Source organism: Longispora sp. NPDC051575, from assembly GCF_040681875.1.
Taxonomy (GTDB): Bacteria; Actinomycetota; Actinomycetes; order Mycobacteriales; family Micromonosporaceae; genus Longispora.
The window spans coordinates 319,462-343,030 of the sequence record NZ_JBFAZP010000004.1 but is presented as its reverse complement, the minus strand read 5'-3'; the positions used below and the strand labels follow the sequence as shown (position 1 = coordinate 343,030).

Sequence of the window (23,569 nt, the reverse complement as noted above, 5' to 3'; positions counted from 1 at the left end):
CGGGTCGTGGGTCCCGGCGGGGTGTCCGGGCGCGTACGATCCGGCGACATGAGGAAGCTTCGCAGAGTGCTGCTGTGGTCGCTGGTCGCCCTCCTGGTGCTCGTGCTCGCCGGCGCCGGCTACGGGACGTGGACCGTGCGCCGGCCCCTGGCGGAGCGCACCGGGGACCTGAAGCTGGCCGGGCTGAGCGCCCCGGTGACCGTGCGGTGGGACGCGCACGGCATCCCGCAGGTCTATGCGACCACGCCCGGTGACCTGTTCCGGGCCCAGGGTTACCTGCACGCCTCGGAGCGGTTCTGGGAGATGGACTTCCGCCGGCACGTCACCGCCGGGCGGCTGTCGGAGCTGTTCGGCGCGGGACAGCTGGACACGGACAAGTACCTGCGCACGATGGGCTGGCGGCGGGTGGCCGAGGCGGAGTACGCGGCCGCCACCCCCGAGACCAGGACCTACCTCGACGCGTACGCCGCCGGGGTCAACGCGTGGCTCGCCGACCACGACGGCGGCGCGGCCAGCCTGGAGTACTCGGTCCTCGGCCTGCAGAACGGCGACTACGAGATCGAGAAGTGGAACCCGGTGGACAGCCTCGCCTGGCTCAAGGCGATGGCGTGGGACCTGCGCGGCAACATGGACGACGAGCTGACCCGGGCGCAGCTGCTGGCCGACGGGATGGACCGGGCCAGGGTCGAGGAGCTGTACCCGACCTACCCGGAGACCCGGCACACCCCGATCGTGCCGACGCCCGGCACGGTGGCCGACGGGAAGTACGCCAGCGTGGCACCGCCCGTGGTGCCCGGGTCGCTCGTCCGGGGGGTCGCGGAGGGGATCGAGAAGGTCGCCGCCGCGACGAGGGCGACCGGGCTCGGCGTCGACGGGATCGGCTCCAACTCCTGGGTGGTCGCGGGCGCCCGCACCACCACGGGCAAGCCGTTCCTCGCCAACGACCCGCACCTGAGCCCCTCGATGCCGGGCATCTGGTACCAGATGGGGCTGCACTGTTCGTCCTGCGGCATCGACGTCGCGGGCTTCACGTTCTCCGGAGTGCCCGGGGTCGTGATCGGGCACAACGCGCGGATCGCGTGGGGCTTCACGAACCTCGACCCGGACGTCACGGACCTCTACCTGGAAAAACTCGACGGCGACCGGTACCAGGTGGACGGCGCGTGGCTGGACCTGGACAAGCGGACCGAGGTCCTCCAGGTCGCCGGCGGCGAGCCCGTCACGATCACGGTGCGGAGCACGAAACACGGGCCGCTGATGTCGGACACGTCGAAGGAGCTGGCGAAGGCCGGGGGCCAGTACGGCATGGCGCTGCGGTGGACCGCGCTGGACCCGGGGCACACCATCGACGCGGTGTTCGCGATCAACCGGGCCGGGGACTGGGACTCGTTCCGGGCGGCGGCGGCCAAGTTCGAGGTGCCGTCGCAGAACATCGTCTACGCCGACGTGGACGGCAACATCGGCTACCAGGCGCCCGGGCGGGTGCCGGTGCGGGGCAAGGGCGACGGGCGCTACCCGGCCCCGGGCTGGGAGTCCGACTACGACTGGAAGTCGTACATCCCGTTCGCGGAGCTGCCCAACGAGTACAACCCCGAGCGGGGCTATGTCGTCACCGCCAACCAGGCCGTGGTCGGGGCGGCCTACCCCCGGCTGCTGACCAGGGACTGGGCCTTCGGCTACCGGTCGCAGCGGATCACGGACCTGCTGCTCGGCTCCGGCAAGCTCGACGCGGCGGCGATCGGCCGGATCCAGTTCGACAACCGCAACGGCGGCGCTGCGGCCCTGGTGCCGGCGCTGCTCGCCGTGCCCGGGTCGGGCCCCGCGCGGGACCTGCTCAAGGGGTGGGACTACCAGCAGCCGGCCGACTCCGCGCCGGCCGCGTTCTACAACGCCACCTGGCGGGCCCTGATGGCGCGCCTGTTCGACGAGCTGGGCAAGGACCATCCGGCCAACGGCGGCGAGCGGTTCTTCGAGGTGACCCGCAACCTCCTCGCCGACCCGGCGTCCACCTGGTGGGACGACAGGCGGACCCCGAAGGTGGAGACGCAGCAGGACATCCTGGCCGCCGCGATGGCCGACGCCGAGCGCGAACTGCGCTCCCGACTGGGCTCGGACCCGAAGAAGTGGCAGTGGGGCGACCTGCACACCCTGACCCTGACGAACCAGACGTTCGGCAAGTCCGGGATCGGGCCGGTGGAGTGGCTGTTCAACCGGGGGCCGTTCCCGGTCGCCGGGGGCGGCGGCATCGTCAACGCCAACGGCTGGGACGCCTCCGAGGGGTACGAGGTGACCGCCGTGCCGTCGATGCGCATGATCGTGGACATGTCCGACCTGGACGCTTCGCGGTGGATCCAGCTGACCGGCAACTCGGGGCACGCGTTCGACGAGCACTACGACGACCAGTTCCCGCTGTGGCAGGTGGGGAAGGACCTGCCGATGCGGTGGGCGGAGGCGACGATCCGCAAGGAGGCCGCGTCCACCCAGGTGCTGCGGCCCTGATCCCGGCCCGCGCGCGACGGCCGCCCGGCCGTCGTGGCCGGGCGGGCGTCGCGGGTCGGCTACGCCGGCTTGCGGTACCCCCAGATGTGCTGGTTGCCGTTCTCCCCGGCCACGGCCGTGCGCGGATCCAGGTTCTTCTTGTAGTGCACCTTGTTCGAGGCGTTGCCGTCGACGGTGTCGATGTTGCCGTTGGGGTGCACCTTCACCACGATCGAGACGTGGCCGCTCGCCCCGGGCCGGCCGTAGACGACGACGTCACCGAGGTTCGGGGTGCCGCCCTTCCCGGAGCCCCGCAGCTGGAACAGCGGCGCGTTGTTGCCGGCGAAGCCCCAGTTGGTCGCCCACAGCGGGCTGCCCGGGATCCGGGCCTTGGAGGTGGCGTTCGTCTTCCAGATGTACCGGGTGAACGCACCGCACCACGCGGTCTTCGCGCAGTTCTGCCCCTCACTCTTGGTCAGGTACTTGTCGCACTTGCGGTTCGCCTCGGTGATCTTCAGGTTGTACTCGTGCACCGCCGCCTTCGCGAGGTTGTACCGGATCAGGTTGACCGGCCCGGGCCCGGCCGCGTCGAGGGTCGGCTCCTCGGCGGGGCCGGTGAACGCCTCGCCCATCGACTCCGTTCCGGTGGGCGCGGCGCTGGCCGTGACGCTGAGCGCGACCACGCCCCCCGCGGCGAGGGCCAGGCCGAGTGCGAGTGCCGCTGCCTTCTTGATGAACACGATTCCTCCAACGACGGTGGGGATGTCGATGAAGGAGACCGTGGGCGGGGGTGGTCCGGAAGGTGGCCGGCCGGCCGGGACAGTCCCGGACACCCAACGGCCGGGCCGGGATCTGAGCCGGGCCGGGGCCTGGGCCGGGCCGGGGCCTGCGTCGGGCCCGGCTACCCAGCAGCCCCGGCCCGCCCCCGTTTCACCCGGTACAACGCCTCGTCGGCGGCCCGAAGCGCGGCCTCCCCGTCCGTCCCCAACGGCGCCCAGCCGACGCTCACCGACACCGGCGTCCCGGGCACCAGCGCCCCCCAGTCCTCGGCGTCCACGGCCGCCCGGATCCGGTCCCCGATCTCGACGGCCTCCGCCGCCGACGCGGCCGGCAGGATCACCACGAACTCGTCCCCGCCGTGCCGGGCCAGCAGGTCGCCCTGCCGCACCGCCCCGGCGAAGATGCCCGCGATCCGTTGCAGGACCAGGTCGCCGGCCGGGTGGCCGTGGGTGTCGTTGACGGCCTTGAACCCGTCGAGGTCGAGGGCCCCGATCATCGCGCCCATGCCCCGGCGGCCCAGCCCGGCCACGAACGCGGCGATCCGGCGGCGGTTCGGCAGGCCGGTCAGCGGGTCGGTGGAGGCGGCGTTCGCGTACTGGGCGGCCATCCGGCGCAGCCGTTCCTGGTCCAGCCGGGCCCCGATGCTGTCCGCGAACAGGTTGCGCACCTGGCGGTCCTCCGGGGTGACCATCCGCATGCCGGCCCGCTCGACCTCCAGCGCGCCCGCGTGGTCCCCGGCCAGGGACAGCGCCAGGGACCGCAGCCGGAGCGGTTCGGCGACGCCCATCGTGTCCGACAGGTGCGGGTGCCGGTCGAGGAGTTCCAGGGCCAGGGCCGGGTCGCCGGCCCCGATCGCCTCGCACACCGCCACCGAGTCCAGCACGTTGCGGACGTTGCGGTCGCTGGAGGAGGCGAAGTCGTCGCGGGGGACCGGTACGTCGGTGGGGTGGCCGAGCGCGCCGAGCCGGCGGGCCGCGTACAGCAGGAAGACGCGTTCGAAGCCCTGGATCTCCGCGACGAACGGCCGGCTCGACGCGACCAGGGCGCGCAGGCCGCGCACGCAGCCGTCGGTGTCGCCGTGGTGGTCGAGGTCGATCGCGGCGGCGACCTGCGAGGCCGTGCACGCCGCGTGCGCCGGTCCCAGTCCGGCGGCGGCGCAGACCCTGGCCGCCTGGCGCATCGCCTCCAGGGCCTCGGGGTAGAAGTTCACGGCCGTGTAGACCACGCACAGGTCGTGCCAGGCGTCCACCGCCCCGAGGCTGACCTCGGTCATCCGGCGGAGCGCGCGTTCGGACTGCACGACGTGGGTCACCGCCGAGGCCACCGAGCCCTGCTCGTGCGCGATCATGCCCGCCAGCAGGTGGTACTGCCCGACCAGGCGCGGGTCCGGGGCCGCCGACAGCGCGTCGTGCACCCGGTCGAGCAGCGGTCCGTGGCCGGCCGACCGGCCGAGGTTGAGGTAGGCGGCGAGCTGCTGGTTGAGGGCCTGGGCGGTGCGGTGCGGGTCGGTGGACTCCGTCGCGATCCGCTCGGCCAGGGCGATGACCTCGACGAGGTGGCCGTCGCCCATCAGTCCCCGGAACGCCGCCCACTCGACGGCGATCAGGTCCCGCTCGCTCCCGCCCGACACCAGAACTACTCTACGCAATCAAAAGATGACTTCATGTGTACTGTGGCCACGCGGCGGCCCGCCCGTCCGTCGGATGCCCGTCAGGTACCCGTCCGGGATCGTGGGATTCGTGCCCCACCGGCGGAAAAGGGGGCCGGTTCCGCCGGTGAAAGTGCTGGTCCGGGGCCCCTACAATGCGGGCTCAGCTCCGGAAGACCCTCGCCGGGGCCCGACCCTGGAGCGCGCCGTGACCGCAGCACACCCGGACGACGACCCGGGGTCGGGACTGTCCCGCTGGGAACGGCGGACCGGCGGGCCGGCCACCGCGCTGGCGGTGCTGTTCCTCGTCTCCTACGCCATCCCCATCCTCGGGCCGGGCCTGCCCGCGCCCCTGCTGACCGCCTGCGACATCGCCGACATCACCATCTGGGCGCTGCTCGGCGCCGACTACCTGTACCGGTTCACGCTCGCCGCCGACCGGCTCCGGTTCGTCCGCCGGCACCTGCTCGACCTGTGCGTCCTCGTCCTGCCCATGCTCCGCTCCGTCCGGGTGCTGCGCCTGGTCATGCTGGTCACGGTCGCGCACCGCCGGGTGCACGCGGTCACCCGGGTCCGGCTCGGCGTCTACGTCGCGGCCGCCACCGCGCTGCTCGTGTTCGTGGCCAGCCTCGCCACCCTCGACGCCGAACGGTCCAACCCGGACGCCAACATCACCGGGTTCGCCGACGCGCTGTGGTGGTCGTTCACGACGATCACCACCGTGGGGTACGGCGACCAGTACCCCACGACGAACACCGGCCGGTTCGTGGCCGTGGCCCTGATGTTCTGCGGGATCTCGCTGCTGGGCTTCATCACCGCCTCGCTCGCGTCCTGGTTCGTGGAGCGGTTCAACGCCGTCGAGCAGGGCTCGGAGGAGGCCCGCGACGACCTGGCGCAACTGCTCGCCGAGGTGCGGGAGCTGCGCGCGGAGGTGGCGCAGCTGCGGGCCCCCGACCCGGGGGTTCCGCCCGCAGCGGACGGGACTGACGTACCCGGGCCGCCCCGGGCACGATAGGGGGATGCCCCCACTCCAGCGCACGGAGGCGCGCGTCCGCGCCGACCTGATCGAGGTCCACCGGTACGAGCTGGACCTCGACCTCACCCGGCCCGGCGACGTCTTCGGCTGCACGACGGTGATCCGGTTCGGCTGCGCCCGCCCCGGGGCAGGCACCTTCCTGGACCTGCGCCCCGCCACCCTGCGCCGCGTCGTGCTCAACGGCCGCGCCCTCGACCCGGCCGACCTGGCCGACCACCGGTTCCCCCTCGCGGACCTGGCGGCCGACAACGAGCTGCTGATCGAGGCCGACATGGCCTACTCGCGCACCGGCGAGGGCCTGCACCGGTTCACCGACCCGCTCGACGGCGAGGTCTACGTGCACTCCTCCTGCGCCCCGGACCTCGCCCCGCTCCTGTTCGCGTGCTTCGACCAGCCCGACCTCAAGGCGTCGTTCGTGCTGGGCGTCACCGCGCCCGCCGGCTGGACCGTCCTGGGCAACGCGGCCGGCGAGCACGTCGGCGGCGGGCGCTGGGAGTTCGCGCCCACCCCGCCGATCAGTACGTACCTGGCCGTGGTGGCCGCCGGCCCGCTGCACTCGGTGCACGCCGAGCACGACGGCATCCCCCTCGGCCTGCACAGCCGCCGCTCCCTCGCGGCCGACCTGGACCGGGAGGCCGACGAGCTGTTCGAGGTCACGGCCGCGTCGTTCGACCGGCTGCACGAACTCTTCGCCGACCGGTACGCGTTCGGCCGGTACGACCAGGCCTTCGTCCCCGAGCTGAACTGGGGCGCGATGGAGAACCCGGGCTGCGTCCTGTTCGCCGAGGAGTTCCTGTTCCACTCGGCCCCCACCGAGGCGGACCGCGCGAACCGGGCCGTGGTCGTCGCGCACGAGATGGCGCACATGTGGTTCGGCGACCTGGTCACGATGCGCTGGTGGGACGACCTGTGGCTCAACGAGTCCTTCGCCGAGTACCTGGGCTACCGGGTCACGGTCGAGAGCACCCGGTTCACCGACGCCTGGACCCACTTCGCCACCCTGCGCAAGGGCTGGGGCTACGACGCCGACCAGCGCCCCAGTACCCATCCGATCGCGGCCAGCGGCATCGAGAGCCTGTCGGAGGCGATGGCCAACTTCGACGGCATCTCCTACGCCAAGGGGGCCGCGGCGCTCCGGCAACTGGTCGTGTGGCTGGGCGACGACGCGTTCTTCGAGGGCGTCAACGCGCACCTGGCCCGGCACCGGTTCGGCAACGCGGACCTCGCCGACCTGCTGGACGCGCTGGCCACGGCGAGCGGCCGGGACGTACCCGGCTGGGCCTCGCTCTGGTTGCGCACCAGCGGCGTGGACACCCTGCGGGTCGAGCGGGCGGCGGACGGCGCCGTCGAGCTGGTCGCCGACGGGAGCCGGCCGCACCTGGTCGGGGTCGGGGTGTTCGAGGGCCGGCCGCCGGTGCTGCGGAGCCGGGTGGAGGTCGAGGTGGAGCCGGGCGGCCGGGTGCGGGTGCCCGACTCCCCGGACGCGGTCGACGCGGCGCCGGTCGGCCAGGGCCCCGGCACCGCGCTGGTGCTGCCCAACCACGGCGACCTCACCTGGGCGAAGGTCCGCCTCGACGCCGACTCGTGGCGGACGGTCACCGCGTCCCTGTCCGCGATCGAAGACCCCCTGACCCGCGCCGTGCTCTGGGCCGCCGCCCGCGACCTGGTGCGCGACGCGGACCTGTCCCCGGCGGCCTACCTGGACCTGGTCGCCGCGCACCTGCCCGCCGAGCGGACCGACTCGATCGTGCAGTCCGTGCTCACCTTCGCCGGGTCCAAGGTCGTCGGCTCCTACCTCGCCCCGGACCGCCGCCCCGCCGGGCACGCCCTGCTGGCCGGGGTGGCCCGCCGGCTCCTCGACGTCCCCGACGCGGACCAGGGGTTGCGGCTCGCCGCCCTGGGCGCGGCGATCGACAACGCGACCGACCCCGCCGAACTGGAGCCGTGGCTGGCCGACGGCGGCGCGGTCGACCAGCCGGCGCCGGTCGGTCGGCCGCCCGGTGACGGTTCTGTGGTGGCATCCGTGGTTCCGCCCGCTGCTGGCGGCGACCGGCCCTCGGCGGTCCCCGCAGCGGCGCCCGGTGGCCCGGGTCCCGCAGCTCCCGCGCTGAGCAGCGACCTGCGCTGGGCCGCGCTCGCCCGGTTGGCGGCCCTCGGCGAGGTCACCGACGACCGCCTCGACGCCGAACTGGCCGCCGACCCGAGCGGCAGCGCGCACCAGGGCGCGGCCCGGGCCCGGGCGGCCCTGCCCGACCCCGCGGCCAAGGAACGCGCCTGGCGGGGGCTGTTCACCGACGGCGAGCTGTCCCCGCACCTGATCACGGCCACCGCGCAGGGCTTCTGGCAGTCGGGGAGCGAGGAACTGCACGGGGAGTACCAGCGGCGGTACTTCGCCGACGTGCCGACCGTCGGCGCGCGTGGGGACGCGGTGGCCTCGGTACTGGGCGGACGGCTGTTCCCGGCCGGACACTCCACCCCGGACACCGTGCTCGCGGCCGGGGCGTGCCTGGCGGCTGCGGACAAGGCGGAGGACGCGACCCCGGTACTGCGCCGGGCGCTGGCCGACCAGCTCGACGACCTGCGCCGGGCGGTGCGGATCCGGGAGCGGTTCGCCGGGGAGTGACGGCCGGAGCGCTGCCGGTGTGACCAGGTGGCGATGCTCAGGCAGCCGGGCGCTGACCTGCGGGAGGGGAGTGGCGGCCGGATTCCTGTCCGTGTTCCGGGGTGGGCGGCGCCCCGTCCGGGACAGGTGGCTGACGCGTCCAGGGCAGGTGGCTAGCCGGTCTCGGGCGGGTGGCTGGCCGGTCGGCAGAGGGGCCGGTGGCGGGTGCCGCCTATTGTCGTCCTGCATTGGAGCGGCCGGCGGACCGGCGGGGACTCGGGGGTGCACGGATGGTGCGAGGCGTGCGGCTGCTGGCCGTGGTGGCGCTGGCGGCGGCCCTGCTGGGCGAGGACGGCGGGCCGCTCGACCGGCCGGAACCGAAGGCCGTGCACGACCTGGTGCAGGCCCGGAACTGGGCGTCCAAGGTAGCGGCCTGGGACCCGGCCCACGTCTACACGACGTTCCTGTCCTGCCGGGAGGACCGGTGCGCGTTCGGGCTGGGCGCCACCGGGGACGGCGGCCGGACCTGGGCGCGGCACCCGCTGCCGCTGGATGGCTTCGGCGCCCGCCGGCCGGACCTGTCGGCGACGCGGTTCCGGCTGTCCGTGCTCGGCCCGGGTGTCCTGCGCCTGTGGTGGCCGGCCCGGCAGCCGGGTCCGGCCTGGTGGAGCACCGACGCGGGCGCGACCTGGCGGTCCGTGCCCGCCGCCCTGCCCGTGGTGCGGTCCGTGCCGCCGGGCTGGGTGCCGCTCGACACGCGGGCGGACGACGCGCCCACGGGCGAGTACCGGCTGCCGGTCGGCGATCCGGCCACCGGCGCCGCCGCGTTGCTCGCGGTTCCGGCGCTGGTGGCCGGGGTCCGCGTCCCGGACAACTCCTTCGACCGGGAGCTGTGGCTGACCCGCGAGGGACCCGACGGCGGGCTGCTGGTCAGCCGGGACCGGGGAGCGTCCCACCAGCCGGTGACGCCGCCGTGGCCGGACGGCCCGGACGCCACCTTCCCGAGGGTGGCCCTCGCCCCGGACGGGACGGTGTACCTGACCGCCTCGCGGGTGTCGCGGCCCGAGCCGTTGCTGGCCCGCAGCACCGACGGCGGGCTGACCTGGGAACGGTTCACACCGACGGGGCTGGGGACCGCCCGGGGACCGCTCCGGGTCGGGATCCTGCCGGACGGCGCGCTGGTGGTGGCGAGCGGGGAGTACCTGACCGTCGAACGGTTCCACGTCAGCCGGGACGGCGGCCGGACCTTCGCCGAGTTCCCGGCGGCCGGCTATCCCCGGTACTCCGGCGGGTTCGTGGCGCTGCCCGGCGGCGGGTACGTGACGCAGGACATGATCGGGGACGTCGCCGTCGACACCCTGGCGGTCTCCGACGACCTGCGGACCTGGCGCACCCTCCGGCCACCGACGCGCTGAGTCCGCCGCCGCTGCCCGGCGGGCGGGATCCGGATCGGCCGCGCCCGCCGGAGCGCTGAGCCCGGCCCCTCCGGTATGGAACAGTTTTGAGACGGCCGGCCCGGTGCGTGCCGCCTAGTGTCCTCCTGCAGGGAGCGTCCGCCAGGTGGGCGGGGACACGGGGGTGCACGGATGGCGCGCGGTGGACGGCTGTTCTCGGTAGCGGCGCTGGTGGCCGCGCTTCTGGTCGCCGACGGCGACGACGCGGAGCGGTCCGACGAGTCCCGCGCGCTCCGCCAGGCCCGCGACCGGGCCTCCCACGTGGCGGTCTGGGACGCGGCCCACGTGTACACGACGTTCCTGTCCTGTCACGACGGCCGGTGCGCGGTCACTCTCGCGGCGACCGGTGACGGCGGCCGGACCTGGGCGCGGCGACCGCTGCCGCTGGACACCGTCGGCGCGGACGGACCGGATCGGCGTGCGACGAACTTCCGGCTGTCCGTGCTCGGCCCCGGGATCCTGCGCCTGTGGTGGCCGGTCTGGCAGCCAGGCCAGGCCTGGTGGAGTACCGACGCGGGCGTGACGTGGCGGTCCGTGCCCGCCGCGCTGCCCGTGGTGCGGTCCGTGCCGCCGGGCTGGGTGCCGCTCGAACGCCGGGCGGAGTCGCCCCGGATCGGCGCGGAGACCCCCGCGCTGCCGGTGGGAGACCCGGCCACCGGTGCCGCCGCGCTGTTGCCGGTCCGCTCGCTCAGTCCGTTCCTGTCCCCGGCGGGCGCTGCCGACCGGCCGCTGTGGTCGTCGGGCAGCAGGAAGTACCCGAATCTGCTGCTCGTCAGCGACGACCGGGGCGCGTCCACCCGGGTGGTCCAGCCGTGGGCGGACGCGCCGGACCTCTGCCCGGTGGCGGCGGTGGCCCCCGACGGGACGGTGTACGCGGTCACCACCCGGACGCCCCAGGGCGAGCCGCTGCTGTCCCGGAGCGCCGACGGTGGTCGGAGCTGGGAGTCGCTGGCGGCGGCGGGCCTGGGCTTCGGCCGGGAGCTGTTCGCGGTGGCGGCGCCGCCGGACGGCACGCTGGTGGTGGCGAGCGAGTACCTCTACGACCAGCGGTTCCACGTCAGCCGGGACGGCGGCCGGACGTTCACGGAGCTTGCGGTGCGGGACTTCCCCCGGGAGGCGTTCGGGTTCGTGCCGCTGCCCGGCGGGGGATACGCGTCGACGGACGTGCTCGACGCGTTCGAGGTGGACTCCCTGGCGGTCTCCGACGACCTGCGGACCTGGCGCACCCTCACTCCACCGACGCGCTGACCCTCCCCGCCCACCTTCACGCCGGAAGGCTCACCCCTCGAACCGCACCACCAGCCGCCGGGGCCCCCGCAGATTGATGTTCTCCTTGTACTCCAGCTCGACCACCTCCGCCCCGCCCAACCGCCCCGCCAGCGCCCCCACCGCGATGGCCGCCTCCAACCGCGCCAGCCCTGCCCCGAGGCAGAAGTGCGCGCCGGCCGCGAACGACAGGTGCTGGGCGGCGTTCGGCCGGCGGATGTCGAAGGCGTCCGGGTCGGTGAACACTGCAGGATCGCGGTTCGCGGCGGCGAGCAGCAGGGCGACCGTCGCGCCGTCGGGGACCTCGACGTCGCCGATCCGGTAGGGCTCGCCGAGGACCTGCCGGCTGGTGAACTGCACGGCCGGGTCGTACCGCAGCGACTCCTCCACGGCCCCGTCGATCAGCGACGGGTCGGCCCGCAGCAGGGCGAGCTGTGCCGGGTTGCGGACCAGGGCGAGGACGGCGTTGGCGATCAGGTTCGTGGTCGTCTCGTGCCCGGCGACGAGCAGCAGCGTGGTGGTGACGATCAGTTCGGGGGTACTGAGCTGGTCGCCGCCCTCCTCGGCCCGGATCAGGTGCGACAGCAGGTCGGTGCCGTCCCGGCCGCGCCGCGCGGCGATCAGCTCGGCGAAGTACGCGGCGAACTCGTGCCGGGCGGCCAGCGCGTCGGCGAACACCTCGGGCTCGACGGACCGGAACTCGGCGTCCAGTCCCCGGGCGAGCCGGTTGGACCAGTCGGCGAACAGCGCGTGGTCGGAGTCGGGGACGCCCAGCAACTCGCTGATCACCCGTACCGGCAGAGGGTGTGACAGGCCCGCGACCACCTCGAACCCGGCCGGGTCGCCGGCCGCGACCAACTCCTCGGTCAGGGCGGTGATCCGGGGCCGCAGCCGGGCGACGACCCGGGGCGTGAACGCCTTGGAGACCAGCCCGCGCAGCCGGGTGTGGTCGGGCGGGTCGAGGAACAGGAACGAGGTCGGCAGCCCGGTGGTGTCGTCGGAGACCTGCCGGGCCCGGGTGCGCGCGCTGCTCAGCACGGGGTCGCGCAGCAGCCGGTGGCAGTCGGCGTGCCCGGCCACGACGACGAGCTGGTCGTCGAGCGCCGTGAACGGGGTGGCCCCGCGCAGCGCGGCGAACAGCGGGTAGGGGTCGCGGCGCACGGCGGGGTCGGCGAGAACCTTGAGATCGAGGTTGTCGAGTGTGCTCATATGCCTCAGGCTGGGGCCTGAACCATGGTTCAAGTCAATGGGGGAGCGATGACGGAGTTGATGACGATCGGGGAGCTCTCCGCCGCCACCGGGGTGCCCGATTCGACGATCAGGTTCTGGGAGCGCCGGGACCTGATCGTGCCGGCCACCCGGCGGGGCGGGCAGCGCCGGTACACGCCGGACGACGTGCAGCGGGTGGCGGTGCTGCGGCTGTGCCAGGCGGCCGGGTTCACCCTGGCGGAGATCGGCCGGATGAAGCGGGAGCGGCACGACGAGCCGTTCGAGTGGCGGCGTTTGGTGACGGACAAGCTCGCGGACGTGCAGCGCCGGCTCACGGAGCTCGACCACGCCCGCGACCTGCTGCACCACGCGCTGCGGTGCGGGCACGAGAACATCCTGCACTGCCCGGGCTTCCAGGCGGCGGTGCGCGACGGCGGGACGAGTCCCTGGTACGACGAGGAGCCGTCAGAGGATGATGTCCAGCAGTTCGATCAGGCTGTCGATCCGGTACCTGGCCGCTGAGAAGTCCTGTGCCCGGGTGAAGTCGTTGTGGACGATGGCGCAGTCGACGCCGGCCGCCACGGCGGACCGCAGCCCCCGGGCCGAGTCCTCCACGACCAGCGCCTCCGCCGCGCCGGCCCCGAAGCGCTCCAGCGCGGTCAGGTACGGCTCCGGGTGCGGCTTGGCGAGCGTGTAGTCCTCCCGGACCAGGACGAACTCCATGAACCGCCTGATCTGCCGCTTCTCGTGGATGATGTCGAAGTCCGCGCCCTTCGCGGTCGTCACGATGGCCATCCGGACGTGTGTGGACAGTTCGGCGAGGGTGTCGACGACGCCCTCGATCTCGATGGCCTCCGTCCGCAGGTACTCCTGGTAGTAGCCGTCGCGGACCGCGCGCTGCCGGTCGATGGTCCGCTCGTCGACGCCCGCCGCCCTGGCCTGGGCCCAGGTGGCCAGTCCCTGGGGCATGTCCCTGAGGTACCGGCCCTTGTCCTGGGTGAATCCGATATCCGCGAGGGCGCGTTCGCCGGCCCTGTAGTACCAGAGTTCGGTGTCCACGAGGACGCCGTCGTGGTCGAAGAGCACGTATTTCCTCACCCTCCGGATCCTAGATCTCCAGCAGCGTCTTCCCGACCGTGGCCCGCGCCCCCATCGCGGCGTGCGCGTCGGCCGCCTTCTCCAACGGGAACCGCTGCCCGATCAGGGGCCGCAGCCGGCCGGCCGCCGCCTCGCCGAGCGCGTCGAGGGTGAACGCCCGCATCTCCGCCGGGCCGCCCAGCGAGCCGGCGTGCACGGTCACGCCCCGCTCGGCGGCCTCGGCCGCCGGAATGTCGGCCCACGCCCCGCTGGCCAGCCCGTAGGTGAACATCCGCCCGCCCCTGCCGAGCAGTCCGAACGCCGCCCGGCCGATCTCGCCGCCGACCCCGTCGAAGACGACGTCCACCGGGCCGGCCTCATCCGTCCAGCCGGGAGCCGTGTAGTCCACGACCGTCTCGGCGCCCAGGTCGCGGGCCACCTGGGCCTTGCGCGGGCCGCCGACCGCCGCGACGACCGTGGCCCCCGCTGCCCGGGCCAGCTGGACGAGCAGGGTGCCGACCCCGCCGGCCGCCGCCTCGACCAGGACCCGCTCCCCGGGGCGCGGGGCGGCGGCCCGGACCAGGGCCGTCGCGGTCCGTCCGTCGGCGAGCAGTGCCACGGCCACGTCCAGCGGGACCCCGTCGGGCACCGGGATGAGCTGTGCGGCGTCGACGGCGGCCCGTTCGGCGTACCCGCCGGAGCCGCCGAGGCTGGTCACCACCCGTGTGCCGACCAGCGCCGGGTCGACGCCGGCACCCACGGCGGCGACGAGCCCGCCGACCCCGTTGCCCGGGATCATCGGCAGCACGGGCCGGTAGGGCCCCGCCCCGGTCGCCCGGAACTGGGTCTCCACGAACGTGATGTTCGCGAACGCCACCTCGACCAGCACCTGTCCGGGACCGGGCACCGGCTCGGGCGCGTCCCCCGCGACCAGCACCTCGGGCCCGCCGAACTCCCGCAACCACACCGCGCGCATGTTTTCGTCCTCTCGTGACGTTCCCCGCCTGTTCCGGAACCGAGTCAACAGGCTCAACCACACTTGAGGTCAACCCCGAAACCCCACCCCTTCGACGGGTACGCGTCCCGCGCGACTTTCCGTGCCGGACGGGCCCCGGTTCGCGCCGGCCCGGCCGTTCCGGGGCTTCCACGCGAGTCCGGACCGGCACCAGCCCGCCGGCCCAGGTCGGGCCGGAATAGCGGCGGTCAGCCGGTGGGCGACCCGTGGGTGAAGCGCGCGTCCGCCAGCCGGGACAGGCCGGCCTGGATCAGCCGGTCGGCCGCCGCCGCGAACCCGTCGGCCAGGGGATGCCCGGCCAGGTCCTCGGCCGCCGCGTGGAACTGGGCCGCCGCCGTCAGCAGGTCCCCGGCCGGCAGCTCGTCCCGCCCGAGCCGGGTGTCGGGCCACCAGCGGAACGTCCCCGGCGCGGGCCACGGCAGCGACCACTGCGGGGTCGCCCCGCAGAACGCGGCCACGAAAAGGTCGAGGTCGCCCCGCGCGGACCGGACGGCCGTCGCGACGTCGGCGTCCCCGGCGGACTCGGCGAGCCGGAGCTGGGTGACCGCGCGGTCCACCACGGCCCGGGTCACGAGCCGCACCCAGTCCGGCTGCGGGGCCGGGCCGTGCCTGGCCGGCTGCGGGTTCTCCCAGACCAGGACCCAGACGCCCCGGACGGGGTCCCATTCGGGGCTGGGCCAGGTGCCGTACCCGGCGGGGGTGGCCACGGCCTCGATGAGGTCCACGAACGCGGACCGGGTCAGCGCGATGGTGTCGGACATGTCGTACCCCCGGAATGGTGTGTCGGTGTCGTCCTCCGAAGTCTCCGGCCGTCCCGGACCGGGTTGACGGATCCGGACAGAACTGGCCGGCCCCGGTAACGCGCTGGACAGCGGGGCCGGCGGGGGCGAGCCTGGAGGGGTTCGCGAGGGAGGTCGCCATGGGGGCGCTGCCGCAGTCGACGCTGCCGGACGGTCCGGTCCGGACCCTGTTCGACCGGCTGCACGCGCTGCACCACCGGGCCGGCTGGCCGAGCCTGCGCGACATGGCCCGCGAGGTCGGGTGCAGCCACACGACGATCTCGGTGGCGATGTCCGGTACCCGGGTGCCCCGGTGGGGGCTGCTCGAACTGATCGTGGAGACCCTGGCCGGGGACCCGGCGGAGTTCCACACGCTGTGGCTGGCCGCGACCCGCTCCGAACGCTCCGGGCGGCGCGCGGGCGACGGGAGGCCGCCGACGGTGGAAACCGGGGGCGCAGACGGGGCGGAACCTCCGGATCGTGCGGGCCGGCCGCGTACGGGGAGGCCGCGCCAGCCCGACGGGCCGGACGGTTCGCCCGGGGTCGCGCCGGACGACTCCGGCCGGGGCGCGCCGACGGCGACCGTTCCCGTGCCCCGGGACCTGCCCGCCGATGTCGCCGGGTTTACCGGCCGGTCCGACCAGCTCGCGGCCCTCGACCTGTTGCTCGCCGCGTCCCGGGTGGGCACGCCGACCGTGCTGGTCGCGGCCGTGTCCGGCACCGCGGGCGTGGGGAAGACCGCGCTGGCCGTGCACTGGGCGCACCGGGTGGCCGACCAGTTCCCCGACGGCCAGATCTACATCGACCTGCGCGGGTACGACCACGACCGCCCCGTCACCCCGGCCGAGGCGCTCGCCGCGTTCCTCCGCGAACTGGGCTGCGGCGACGCGGCCGTCCCGCACACGGTGGCCGAACGCGCGGCCCGGTACCGGACCCTGCTCGCCGGGCGCCGGGTCCTCGTCGTGCTGGACAACGCGCACTCGTCCGACCAGGTGCGCGACCTGCTGCCCGGTACCCCCGAATGTGTGGTCGTGGTGACCAGCCGGGACCGGCTGCCCGCCCTGGTGGCCCGGCACGGCGCGGTCCGGGTGGACCTGGACCTGCTGACGGCGGCCGAGGCGGGCACCCTGCTGCGGATCCTGATCGGACCGCTGGTCGCGGCGGAACCGGAACAGGCCGCGGCGCTGGTCGGAAGCTGCGCCCGGTTGCCGCTGGCGCTGCGGATCGCCGCCGAACTGGCCGCCTCCCGGCCGGCGTCGACGCTCGCCGAGCTGGTCGAGGAGCTGTCCGACGAACGCGACCGGCTCGACCTGCTCGCGGCCGGCGACGACGGGCACACCGCCGTGCGCGCCGTGTTCTCCTGGTCCTACCGGCACCTCGACCCGGACGCGGCCCGCGCGTTCCGGCTGCTCGGCACGCATCCCGGCGGCGACGTGGACCTCGACGCGGTGGCCGCGCTCACCGGCGTCGACCGGGCCGCCGCCCGCCGGCTGCTCGACCCGCTGGCCCGCGCGCACCTGGTGGAGCCGACCACCGGCCGCCGGTTCGGCATGCACGACCTGCTCCGGGTGTACGCGGCCGAACTCGCCGCCGCCGAGCGCGACGAGGCCCTGACCCGCCTGTTCGACCACTACCTGACCGCCACCCGGCACGCTACGGCCGCGCTCCTTCCCGACACGGGCACCGGATCGTCCTCCGGCCCGGGCGTCGGGTCGGCGTCCGGGCCGCCAGCCCTCCCCGGCGCGTCCCCCGACCCGGCTGCCACCCCCGGGCCCCTGTCGCCCGCCGCCGCCCGCGCCTGGCTCGACGCCGAGCTGCCCAACCTGCTCGCCTCCGCCGCCACCCCCGGCTGGCCCGCCCACACCCTCGGCCTGGCCGCCGCCCTGTCCGCCCACCTGGACGCCCGCTCCCGCTACCCCGACGCCCTCACCCTGCACGCCCTCGCCCGCGACGCCGCCCGGACCGGCCACGACCGGCCCGCCGAGGCCGCCGCGCTGGCCCAGCTCGGCGCGCTGCACCGCCGGCTCGGCGACTACCCGGCGGCCCTCGCGCACCTCGACGCGGCCCGCGCGGCGTACCGGGACCTCGGCGACCGGCCGGGCGAGGGCCGCGCCCTGCACGGCGCCGGCGTCGTGTACTGGCGGCTGGGCCGCTACCCGCAGGCCCTGGAACACCTGGGCGAGGCCCTGGTCCGGTACCGGGAGGCCGGCGACCGGGTCGGCGAGGGCAGCGTGCTCGGCAACCTCGGCATCGTGCACCGCCGGCTCGGCGACCACCCGGCGGCCATCGCGCACTACACCCGTTCGCTCGCCGTGCACCGGGCGGCGGGGGACCGGCGCCGCGAGGCGGGGGTACTCGGCAACCTGGGCATCGTGTACCTGCGGGTCGGCCGGAGCTCCGAGGCGCTGGACAACCACCTGCGCGCCCTGGAGATCTGCCGCGACCTCGGGTACCGCACCGGGGAGGGCATCGCCCTGGCCAACGTGGGCGAGGCGTACCGGTTCCTGGGCCGGTACGCCGACGCCGTCGACCACAACGAGCGGGCGCTGGCCCTGTGCCGCGAGGTCGGCTACCGCGCCGGCGAGGGCAACTGCCTGCACCACCTGGGCGTGGCGCACCACCGGGCGGGGCGGCCCGGAGTGGCCCTCGACCTGCTGCGGCAGGCCGTGGCGGTGGCCCGGGAACTGGGGGAGGCCGACCTGGAGGCCGCCGCGCTGAACGACCTCGGCACGGCCCTGACCAGCCCCGACAGCGCCCCGGGCGGCGCGGGATCCACGGCGGCCGCCCGGGACGCGCACGCCGCCGCCCTGGCCCTCACCGACCGGACCGGCGACCGCTACGAACGCGCCCGCTCCCTCGCCGGCCTCGGCACCCTCACCGCGGATCCCGCCGAGCGCCGCCGCCTCCGGGCCGAGGCGCTCGCCCTGTTCGAGGCCCTGGGGGTCCCCGAGGCGGCCACCCTCCGCCAGACCACCGCCTGACACCCCGCCGGCCCCGACCGGACTGCTGGATTTCCGACACCTCGCACCCATAGTCCACTTCGGACATGCTCTGATGGTCCCGGCCCGTCCCGCGGGGGGAGGGGCGCGACTTCAGGAGGTGCGCGGCGTGGCGCGTGACGGTGACCCGGCGGACGGTACGACCCGGGACCCCGAAGAGACGGACCCCGGCGCCGGCCCGCACCCGGACACCCCCGCCGGGACCGGCCGGGACGACGACGGACCCGCCCCGGACGACGCCGCCGGCCCGGGCGGGGACATCCCCGGACCGCCGCCGGTCCAGGTCCGCCGCAGCGTCCTCGACGAGGACGAGGACGACGAGGAACCCGAGCAGGTCACCGAGGCCGGTACCCGCAAACTGTCCGCCGGGGCCAGTACCGCCCTCGCCCTGGTCGGCGCGGGCCTCCTCGCGGCGTTCATCTACCCGCCGTGGCCGGCCCCCGCGACGGAACCCAACCAGCCGGCCTCCGCCCCGGTCACCCCGAGCCGCACCGCCGCGACCGGGGCGCGCCCGGTCCCGCCGTGCGACCGGACGCTGGACAAGCTCGGCGACGTCTTCGTCCGGGCCAAGACGAACCCGACCGCCGCCCCGGTGGCCGACGGCGCGCCGTTCGCGGACTGCACGATGCGCGGCACCCTGGCCATCGCGGGCAACCCGTCGGGCACGCTGCGGGTCACGTACGGGCGGTCGTCCGGGATCGCGGGGCTGACCGCCGAGCAGCGGGCCCGCGACGCGGTGGACGCGCAGGCCATCTCGTCGTGCGTGGAGGAAGCGGCCCCGGTCCAGGGGTTCCCGTACGCGGTCCGGTGCGGCGACGACGCGCCCCGGGTGCACGAACTCGTCCTGGTCGCCGACGGGGACGTCTACCTGTCGGTGGAGGTCACGGTGCGCTCGGTCGTCGCGGACAAGGCCGGGGTGCGCAAGAACCTCGCCGCCGCCGCGGGTGCGGCGGCGGCGAAGGTGCACGCCCAGGTCAGGTAGTGACCTGCCAGGTGACGGTCGCGGTCAGGAACTCGCGCAGCTCCGGGTCGCGGACCCAGTCGGTCGGGTCGGTGACCGTGGCCGTGACGGTGTGCGTGCCCCGGGCGAGACCCCGCACGCTGAGGGAGTTGCCGGCCGCGCCGAGGGCCTCCACGGAGCCGCCGTCCACGGTCCACGTCACCTTCGCGTTGCCGACCGGCGTGACCCACAGGTCGGGGCCGGCGGGGGACTGGGCCTGGACGACGCCGTTCTCGCGGTAGAACGCGGCGACCATGGCCTCCCGGCCGGGCAGGTTGAACTGCCGGCCCAGCGACCGCATGATCGAGTTGTCCGTGGGCCGGTTGACACACCGGGTGTAGTACCGCCCGCCCACGTACGCGCCGACCGTCCCGCCGTCCGGGGACGCCTGGCCGAGCCAGCGCCACCACTTCTTCTGCTGGGACTGCATCTGCGCCGCGGTCAGCTTGGACACGTTGGCCTCGGACGGCTCGGCGTACGGGTAGCAGTCGCCGCTGCCGTAGGTGTACTCGTCGGCCAGCCCGCCGATCGAGTGCCCGAGTTCGTGGATCGCGATCTGGCCGGCCTGCGCGTTGCCGCCCGAGGCCGTGGCCACGCCGCCGCCCGCCCCGCCGTACTTGGTGCTGTTGCCCAGGGCGAGCACCTGGTCGACGTCGCGGGCAGAGCGCGCGTACTGGGTGGCCTTCGTCTGGTTCACGCACAGCAGGCGCTCGGTGCCGCCGCACCAGAAGCCCATGTCCAGGGCCGTCGACTTCTGTACCCCGTTGGTGGGGTCGTTGTCCACGCCCGACTGGGTCGACACGACGTTGACCTGCCACACGTTGAACTGCGTCCGGTTGCTCTTGAACGGCTCGAACGCGGCGATCTCCGCCCACTTCGACTTCACGTGCTGGGTGTAGAGGTCCATCTGCGCGCTGGTGTAGCCGTCGCCGACGAACACCAGGTCGAACCGGCTCTCGCTGGGCCCGTTGACCTCGACGGGCACGACGGTCGCGGCCGCCACGGCCAGCGACGGGGCCGACTGTTCGACCCGGGGCACCCGGATCGTGGTCCGGCTGATCGTGCCGTCCGGGCTGAAGACCTCGCGGGTCTCGACCCGGGTTTCGGAGGGGGAGGCGAGCGCCGGCTGACTGCCGACGGCGAGAGCGATCAGGGTGGTACTGAGGAGCAGAGCCGCGACGCGTCTCATGAGGGGCCTCCTTGAGGGGTGAAGGTTGACCTACTATGGACCCCTCTCGGCCTGTGCGCCCATCCCAGATATCCATAAGCTTCACGGTATGGATCTCGAGCTCCGCCACCTTCGGGCGCTGTGCGCCATCAGCGAGGCCGGCAGCCTGACCCGGGCGGCGGCCGTCCTCGGCACCACCCAGCCGGCCCTGTCCGCCCAGTTGCAGCGGATCGAACGCCTCCTCGGCGGCCCCGTGTTCACCCGGGACCGGTCCGGCTGCGCGGTCACCGCCTACGGGGAGTACGTGCTGGTCAGGGCGCGGTCGATCCTCGCGGACACCGACCGGCTGCGGCACGGCCCGGCGGGGTTCGGCCGGCGCGCCGTGCGGCTCGGCGGTGTGTCCGGGCCGATCCTCGTCGGGCTCGCCGACCGGCTCGGCGCGGCGCTGTCCGGGGTGGAGGTCGAGCTGCACGCGGAGTACTCGCCCCGGCTGCTCGTCGACCTCGTCGGCATGGGCCGGCTCGACCTGGCCGCCGTCGTCGACTACCCCGGGTACGAACTCCAGCCCACCCCCGGCGTCGACTGGCGGATCGTGGCCGACGAGCCGGTGCACGTGGCCCTCGGCGCGGACCACCCCCTCGCCGCCCGCCCCGAACTGGCCCTGGCCGACCTCGGGGCGGAGCCCTGGGTGCTGTCGCCCCCGGACGGCGCCGGCTGGCCGGAGTACTTCCACGACGTGTGCCACGGGCTCGGCTTCACCCCCCGGGTACCGCACGAGATCGGCGCGATGCGCCCCCTCCAGGAACTGCTCGCCCGGGGCCTGGCCCTCTCGCCCTGCCAGGCCACGTTCGAGCCGGTCGCCGGGGTGGTGGTCCGGCCGCTCGCCGGGGAGCCGCTGCGGATGCGGCACCTCGTCGCGTGGAACCGGCACGGACCGCTCGCCGAGCACGCCGAACAGCTGCCCCGCTGGGCCGCCGAGGTGTACGCGGCCAGCCTGCGCCGCCTGGCCCGCTGACCCCGTACCCGTCGAAGTGGTCGTTTGTCGTGCCCTGGCGGGACGGGTCCCGGGGAATGGCCGAAGTGGCGATGGTCCGCGGAGTCCACTCCTACCACGATGGACAGTCAGTGGACGGGGAGGGGACGAGATGGGGAACGCGGGCGTCATCCGGGCGATCGGCGACGCGTTCGGGGCGGACCCGACGGCGGTGGTGAACCTCGTCGGCCCCCTGGGCAGCGGAAAGACCACCCTCCTGGCGGAACTGGCGGGGCCCGCCGTGGTCGACGGGGTGGACACCGCCGGGGCGGGGGAGGCGCTCGCCGGGCGGGCGGGCCCGCTGGTCGTGGCCGGCCGGATCCCGCTGCGGTCCCTGCCCGGCTGGTCGGCCGCCGGGGCCCTGGTCACGATCGAGGTGCCCGCCTGGTCCGAGGAGGACGTCACCCGGCTCGCCGCCACCCACGACGTCCAGGCCGGACCCGGGCTCGACCTGGTCCGCCGGCTGTCCGGCGGCGTACCCCTCATCGCTGTGCTGTTGTGCCGGGCACTGCACTCCGGGGCGCCGGCCGACGTGCCGGGCGCGGTGGCCGACCACGCCGCCACGGGGATCCTCGACCGCCTCGGGTCGGAGGCGTCGGGACCGGCACCCGCCCCCGGGTCCGACGCCGCCACGCCTGCCGGACCGCCGGACATCCCCGCCGCGCTGGCCGTGCTCGCCGCCGTCGGCGAGGCGGACGCCGACCTGGTCCGCGAGCTCATCGACCTCCCGTTCGACGCCCTGGACCGGCTGAGCCTGACCCGCCGCACCGGGGGCGGCCTCGCCGTGGCCGAACCGTTCCGGACCCTGCTCGACGAGGCGTTCCGGTGGCGGGAACCCGTCACGCACCAGGTCGCCCTGACCCGCGCCACGGCCCACACCCGCCACCTGCTGGAGACCGCCGGGGACCGGGCCGGCCGCGACCGCCTGATCTTCCGGTCCTGGTTCCTCACCGGGGACCGGGTGGTCCGGGACACCCTGTTCCCGACCGGGGAACCGCACGCCGCCGTCGGGCCGGCCGCCGCCGCCGACCTCGACGACATCGAACGCCTCGTGCACCAGTGGGCCCGGCGCGGCGGCCTCGACCCCCGGTCCACCGGCCGGATCCTCGACGGCTGGATGCGCTCCACCCCCGACGGTTTCCTGGTGGCCCGCACCCCCGACGGCCGGGCGATCGGGGTCGCCCACGTGCCACCGGTCACCGAGCGTTCGATCGCCAGCATGGAACCGGTCCTGCAGCAGCACACCGAGACCGTCACCGCGAACGGGGACCTCCCCGCCGACAGCCGGGGCGTGTTCGTCGGGCTGGCGTTCTGCGACGAGCGGGAGCCCGAGGTGCACGCCCTGCTGCTCCGGGCCATCCTCCGGCCGGCGTTCGCGCACGGCGGGGTCGTGGTGTCCACGATGTGGCCCGAGTACCAGCAGCTCGTCCGCCGGCTCGGCTTCGCCTACCGGGGCGCCGCCGCCGACGACGTGTACGGCTGCGGCCGGCCCTGCGAGGTCTACACCCACAGCTTCGCGCCCGGACGCCTCGGCGGCTGGCTCGACGACCTGACCTCCCGGGGCGTGCCCACCCCCCTCGGCGGGGACGTCGCCCGGCTGCGCCGCCACCTGCGCGCCGCCCTCGAAGGGTTGCACGACCCGGCGGCCCTGGCCCGCAGTCCGCTGCTCGCGGTCACCGGCTCGACCAGCCCCGAGGCGCTGCACGACTGGCTGCGCGCGGCGGTCTCCGACCTGGTCCGCGCCGAGGACCGGCTCGACGCGGAGGCCGGCCGGACCCTGGACGCGTGCTACGGCCGGGCCGGGACCGTGCGGCACGACCGGGTCGCCCAGCGGCTGCACCACAGTCGGGCGACCCATTTCCGCAGGCTGGACCGGGGGCTGACGCTGCTGGCGACCCGACTGCTGCTCGCGCCGGTGACCGGGGCGCCGGAGTCACGGACGTAGCGGGCCCGTGACGCCGACGGGAACGCGGCACCGCAGGCCGGGCTCCGGGAGCGGGCGGCGCCGGTCGGCCCTCGGGCCCG

The 23,569-nt window shown here is 75.0% G+C and carries 17 protein-coding genes; 10 read left to right on the top strand and 7 right to left on the bottom strand.

Features of this window, described 5'->3' with window-relative positions; all coding sequences use genetic code 11:
- The first annotated feature begins 48 nt into the window (after window positions 1-48).
- Window positions 49-2,499 (top strand): penicillin acylase family protein, encoded by a 2,451-nt coding sequence (locus AB0M43_RS12520; protein WP_363723888.1) that lies wholly within the window; start codon window positions 49-51, stop codon window positions 2,497-2,499.
- 59 nt (window positions 2,500-2,558) lie between these two features.
- Here the strand turns inward: AB0M43_RS12520 and AB0M43_RS12515 are convergent, their stop codons facing one another.
- Both AB0M43_RS12515 and AB0M43_RS12510 read right to left on the bottom strand, forming a co-directional pair.
- Window positions 2,559-3,218 (bottom strand): CHAP domain-containing protein, encoded by a 660-nt coding sequence (locus tag AB0M43_RS12515; protein ID WP_363723887.1) that lies wholly within the window; start codon window positions 3,216-3,218, stop codon window positions 2,559-2,561.
- Window positions 3,219-3,379: 161 nt separating this feature from the next.
- Window positions 3,380-4,888, bottom strand: a complete 1,509-nt coding sequence (locus AB0M43_RS12510; protein ID WP_363723885.1) for a GGDEF domain-containing protein — start codon at window positions 4,886-4,888, stop codon at window positions 3,380-3,382.
- Between the two features lie 226 nt (window positions 4,889-5,114).
- Between AB0M43_RS12510 and AB0M43_RS12505 the strand changes: the two genes are divergently transcribed.
- The 4 genes from AB0M43_RS12505 (at window position 5,115) to AB0M43_RS12490 (ending at window position 11,246) form a co-directional block, all read left to right on the top strand.
- Window positions 5,115-5,921 (top strand): potassium channel family protein, encoded by an 807-nt coding sequence (locus tag AB0M43_RS12505; RefSeq protein ID WP_363723883.1) that lies wholly within the window; start codon window positions 5,115-5,117, stop codon window positions 5,919-5,921.
- A gap of 4 nt (window positions 5,922-5,925) precedes the next feature.
- Window positions 5,926-8,565 (top strand): aminopeptidase N, encoded by a 2,640-nt coding sequence (pepN, locus tag AB0M43_RS12500; RefSeq protein ID WP_363723881.1) that lies wholly within the window; start codon window positions 5,926-5,928, stop codon window positions 8,563-8,565.
- Window positions 8,566-8,834: 269 nt separating this feature from the next.
- A complete protein-coding gene (locus AB0M43_RS12495; protein ID WP_363723879.1) occupies window positions 8,835-9,959 on the top strand; it encodes a sialidase family protein in 1,125 nt (374 codons plus the stop codon).
- A gap of 171 nt (window positions 9,960-10,130) precedes the next feature.
- The gene (locus tag AB0M43_RS12490) at window positions 10,131-11,246 is read left to right on the top strand and encodes a hypothetical protein (RefSeq protein WP_363723877.1); all 1,116 of its coding nucleotides are present in this window, start codon (window positions 10,131-10,133) and stop codon (window positions 11,244-11,246) included.
- A 30-nt stretch (window positions 11,247-11,276) separates the two neighbouring features.
- On the opposite strand, the gene AB0M43_RS12485 is transcribed toward AB0M43_RS12490, so the two are convergent.
- On the bottom strand, window positions 11,277-12,473 hold the full coding sequence (locus AB0M43_RS12485) for a cytochrome P450 (protein ID WP_363723875.1): 1,197 nt from the start codon (window positions 12,471-12,473) through the stop codon (window positions 11,277-11,279).
- A gap of 48 nt (window positions 12,474-12,521) precedes the next feature.
- Between AB0M43_RS12485 and AB0M43_RS12480 the strand changes: the two genes are divergently transcribed.
- Window positions 12,522-12,995 (top strand): MerR family transcriptional regulator, encoded by a 474-nt coding sequence (locus AB0M43_RS12480; protein ID WP_363723873.1) that lies wholly within the window; start codon window positions 12,522-12,524, stop codon window positions 12,993-12,995.
- Here AB0M43_RS12480 and AB0M43_RS12475 read toward each other — a convergent pair.
- The 3 genes from AB0M43_RS12475 to AB0M43_RS12465 form a co-directional block, all read right to left on the bottom strand.
- Complete coding sequence (locus AB0M43_RS12475; protein WP_363723871.1) at window positions 12,939-13,571, bottom strand: HAD-IA family hydrolase; 633 nt, start codon at window positions 13,569-13,571, stop codon at window positions 12,939-12,941. The two genes, AB0M43_RS12480 and AB0M43_RS12475, sit on opposite strands and share 57 nt — an antisense overlap.
- A gap of 10 nt (window positions 13,572-13,581) precedes the next feature.
- Complete coding sequence (locus AB0M43_RS12470; protein WP_363723869.1) at window positions 13,582-14,526, bottom strand: zinc-binding dehydrogenase; 945 nt, start codon at window positions 14,524-14,526, stop codon at window positions 13,582-13,584.
- Window positions 14,527-14,753: 227 nt separating this feature from the next.
- Window positions 14,754-15,326: a hypothetical protein gene (locus AB0M43_RS12465; protein WP_363723867.1), complete on the bottom strand. Its 573-nt coding sequence runs from the start codon at window positions 15,324-15,326 to the stop codon at window positions 14,754-14,756.
- A 158-nt stretch (window positions 15,327-15,484) separates the two neighbouring features.
- Between AB0M43_RS12465 and AB0M43_RS12460 the strand changes: the two genes are divergently transcribed.
- Both AB0M43_RS12460 and AB0M43_RS12455 read left to right on the top strand, forming a co-directional pair.
- The gene (locus AB0M43_RS12460) at window positions 15,485-18,325 is read left to right on the top strand and encodes a tetratricopeptide repeat protein (protein WP_363723865.1); all 2,841 of its coding nucleotides are present in this window, start codon (window positions 15,485-15,487) and stop codon (window positions 18,323-18,325) included.
- Between the two features lie 127 nt (window positions 18,326-18,452).
- A complete protein-coding gene (locus tag AB0M43_RS12455) occupies window positions 18,453-19,325 on the top strand; it encodes a hypothetical protein (protein ID WP_363723863.1) in 873 nt (290 codons plus the stop codon).
- Here the strand turns inward: AB0M43_RS12455 and AB0M43_RS12450 are convergent.
- Entirely contained in the window at window positions 19,318-20,532 is a 1,215-nt protein-coding gene (locus AB0M43_RS12450; protein WP_363723861.1) for a M64 family metallopeptidase, read from the bottom strand. The two genes, AB0M43_RS12455 and AB0M43_RS12450, sit on opposite strands and share 8 nt — an antisense overlap.
- 88 nt (window positions 20,533-20,620) lie before the next feature.
- On the opposite strand from AB0M43_RS12450, the gene AB0M43_RS12445 reads away from it, so the two are divergent.
- Window positions 20,621-21,526, top strand: coding sequence for a LysR family transcriptional regulator (locus AB0M43_RS12445; RefSeq protein WP_363723859.1), 906 nt, complete (start codon window positions 20,621-20,623; stop codon window positions 21,524-21,526).
- A 130-nt stretch (window positions 21,527-21,656) separates the two neighbouring features.
- A complete protein-coding gene (locus AB0M43_RS12440; protein WP_363723857.1) occupies window positions 21,657-23,489 on the top strand; it encodes a hypothetical protein in 1,833 nt (610 codons plus the stop codon).
- The last annotated feature ends 80 nt before the right edge of the window (window positions 23,490-23,569 follow it).

Coding starts and splice junctions, on each gene's coding strand:
- AB0M43_RS12485 (WP_363723875.1), bottom strand. CDS start 12,473: ATGAGCACACTCGACAACCTCGATCTCAAGGTTCTCGCCGACCCCGCC.
- pepN (WP_363723881.1), top strand. CDS start 5,926: ATGCCCCCACTCCAGCGCACGGAGGCGCGCGTCCGCGCCGACCTGATC.
- AB0M43_RS12495 (WP_363723879.1), top strand. CDS start 8,835: ATGGTGCGAGGCGTGCGGCTGCTGGCCGTGGTGGCGCTGGCGGCGGCC.
- AB0M43_RS12490 (WP_363723877.1), top strand. CDS start 10,131: ATGGCGCGCGGTGGACGGCTGTTCTCGGTAGCGGCGCTGGTGGCCGCG.
- AB0M43_RS12460 (WP_363723865.1), top strand. CDS start 15,485: ATGGGGGCGCTGCCGCAGTCGACGCTGCCGGACGGTCCGGTCCGGACC.
- AB0M43_RS12520 (WP_363723888.1), top strand. CDS start 49: ATGAGGAAGCTTCGCAGAGTGCTGCTGTGGTCGCTGGTCGCCCTCCTG.
- AB0M43_RS12440 (WP_363723857.1), top strand. CDS start 21,657: ATGGGGAACGCGGGCGTCATCCGGGCGATCGGCGACGCGTTCGGGGCG.
- AB0M43_RS12480 (WP_363723873.1), top strand. CDS start 12,522: ATGACGGAGTTGATGACGATCGGGGAGCTCTCCGCCGCCACCGGGGTG.
- AB0M43_RS12470 (WP_363723869.1), bottom strand. CDS start 14,526: ATGCGCGCGGTGTGGTTGCGGGAGTTCGGCGGGCCCGAGGTGCTGGTC.
- AB0M43_RS12450 (WP_363723861.1), bottom strand. CDS start 20,532: ATGAGACGCGTCGCGGCTCTGCTCCTCAGTACCACCCTGATCGCTCTC.
- AB0M43_RS12445 (WP_363723859.1), top strand. CDS start 20,621: ATGGATCTCGAGCTCCGCCACCTTCGGGCGCTGTGCGCCATCAGCGAG.
- AB0M43_RS12465 (WP_363723867.1), bottom strand. CDS start 15,326: ATGTCCGACACCATCGCGCTGACCCGGTCCGCGTTCGTGGACCTCATC.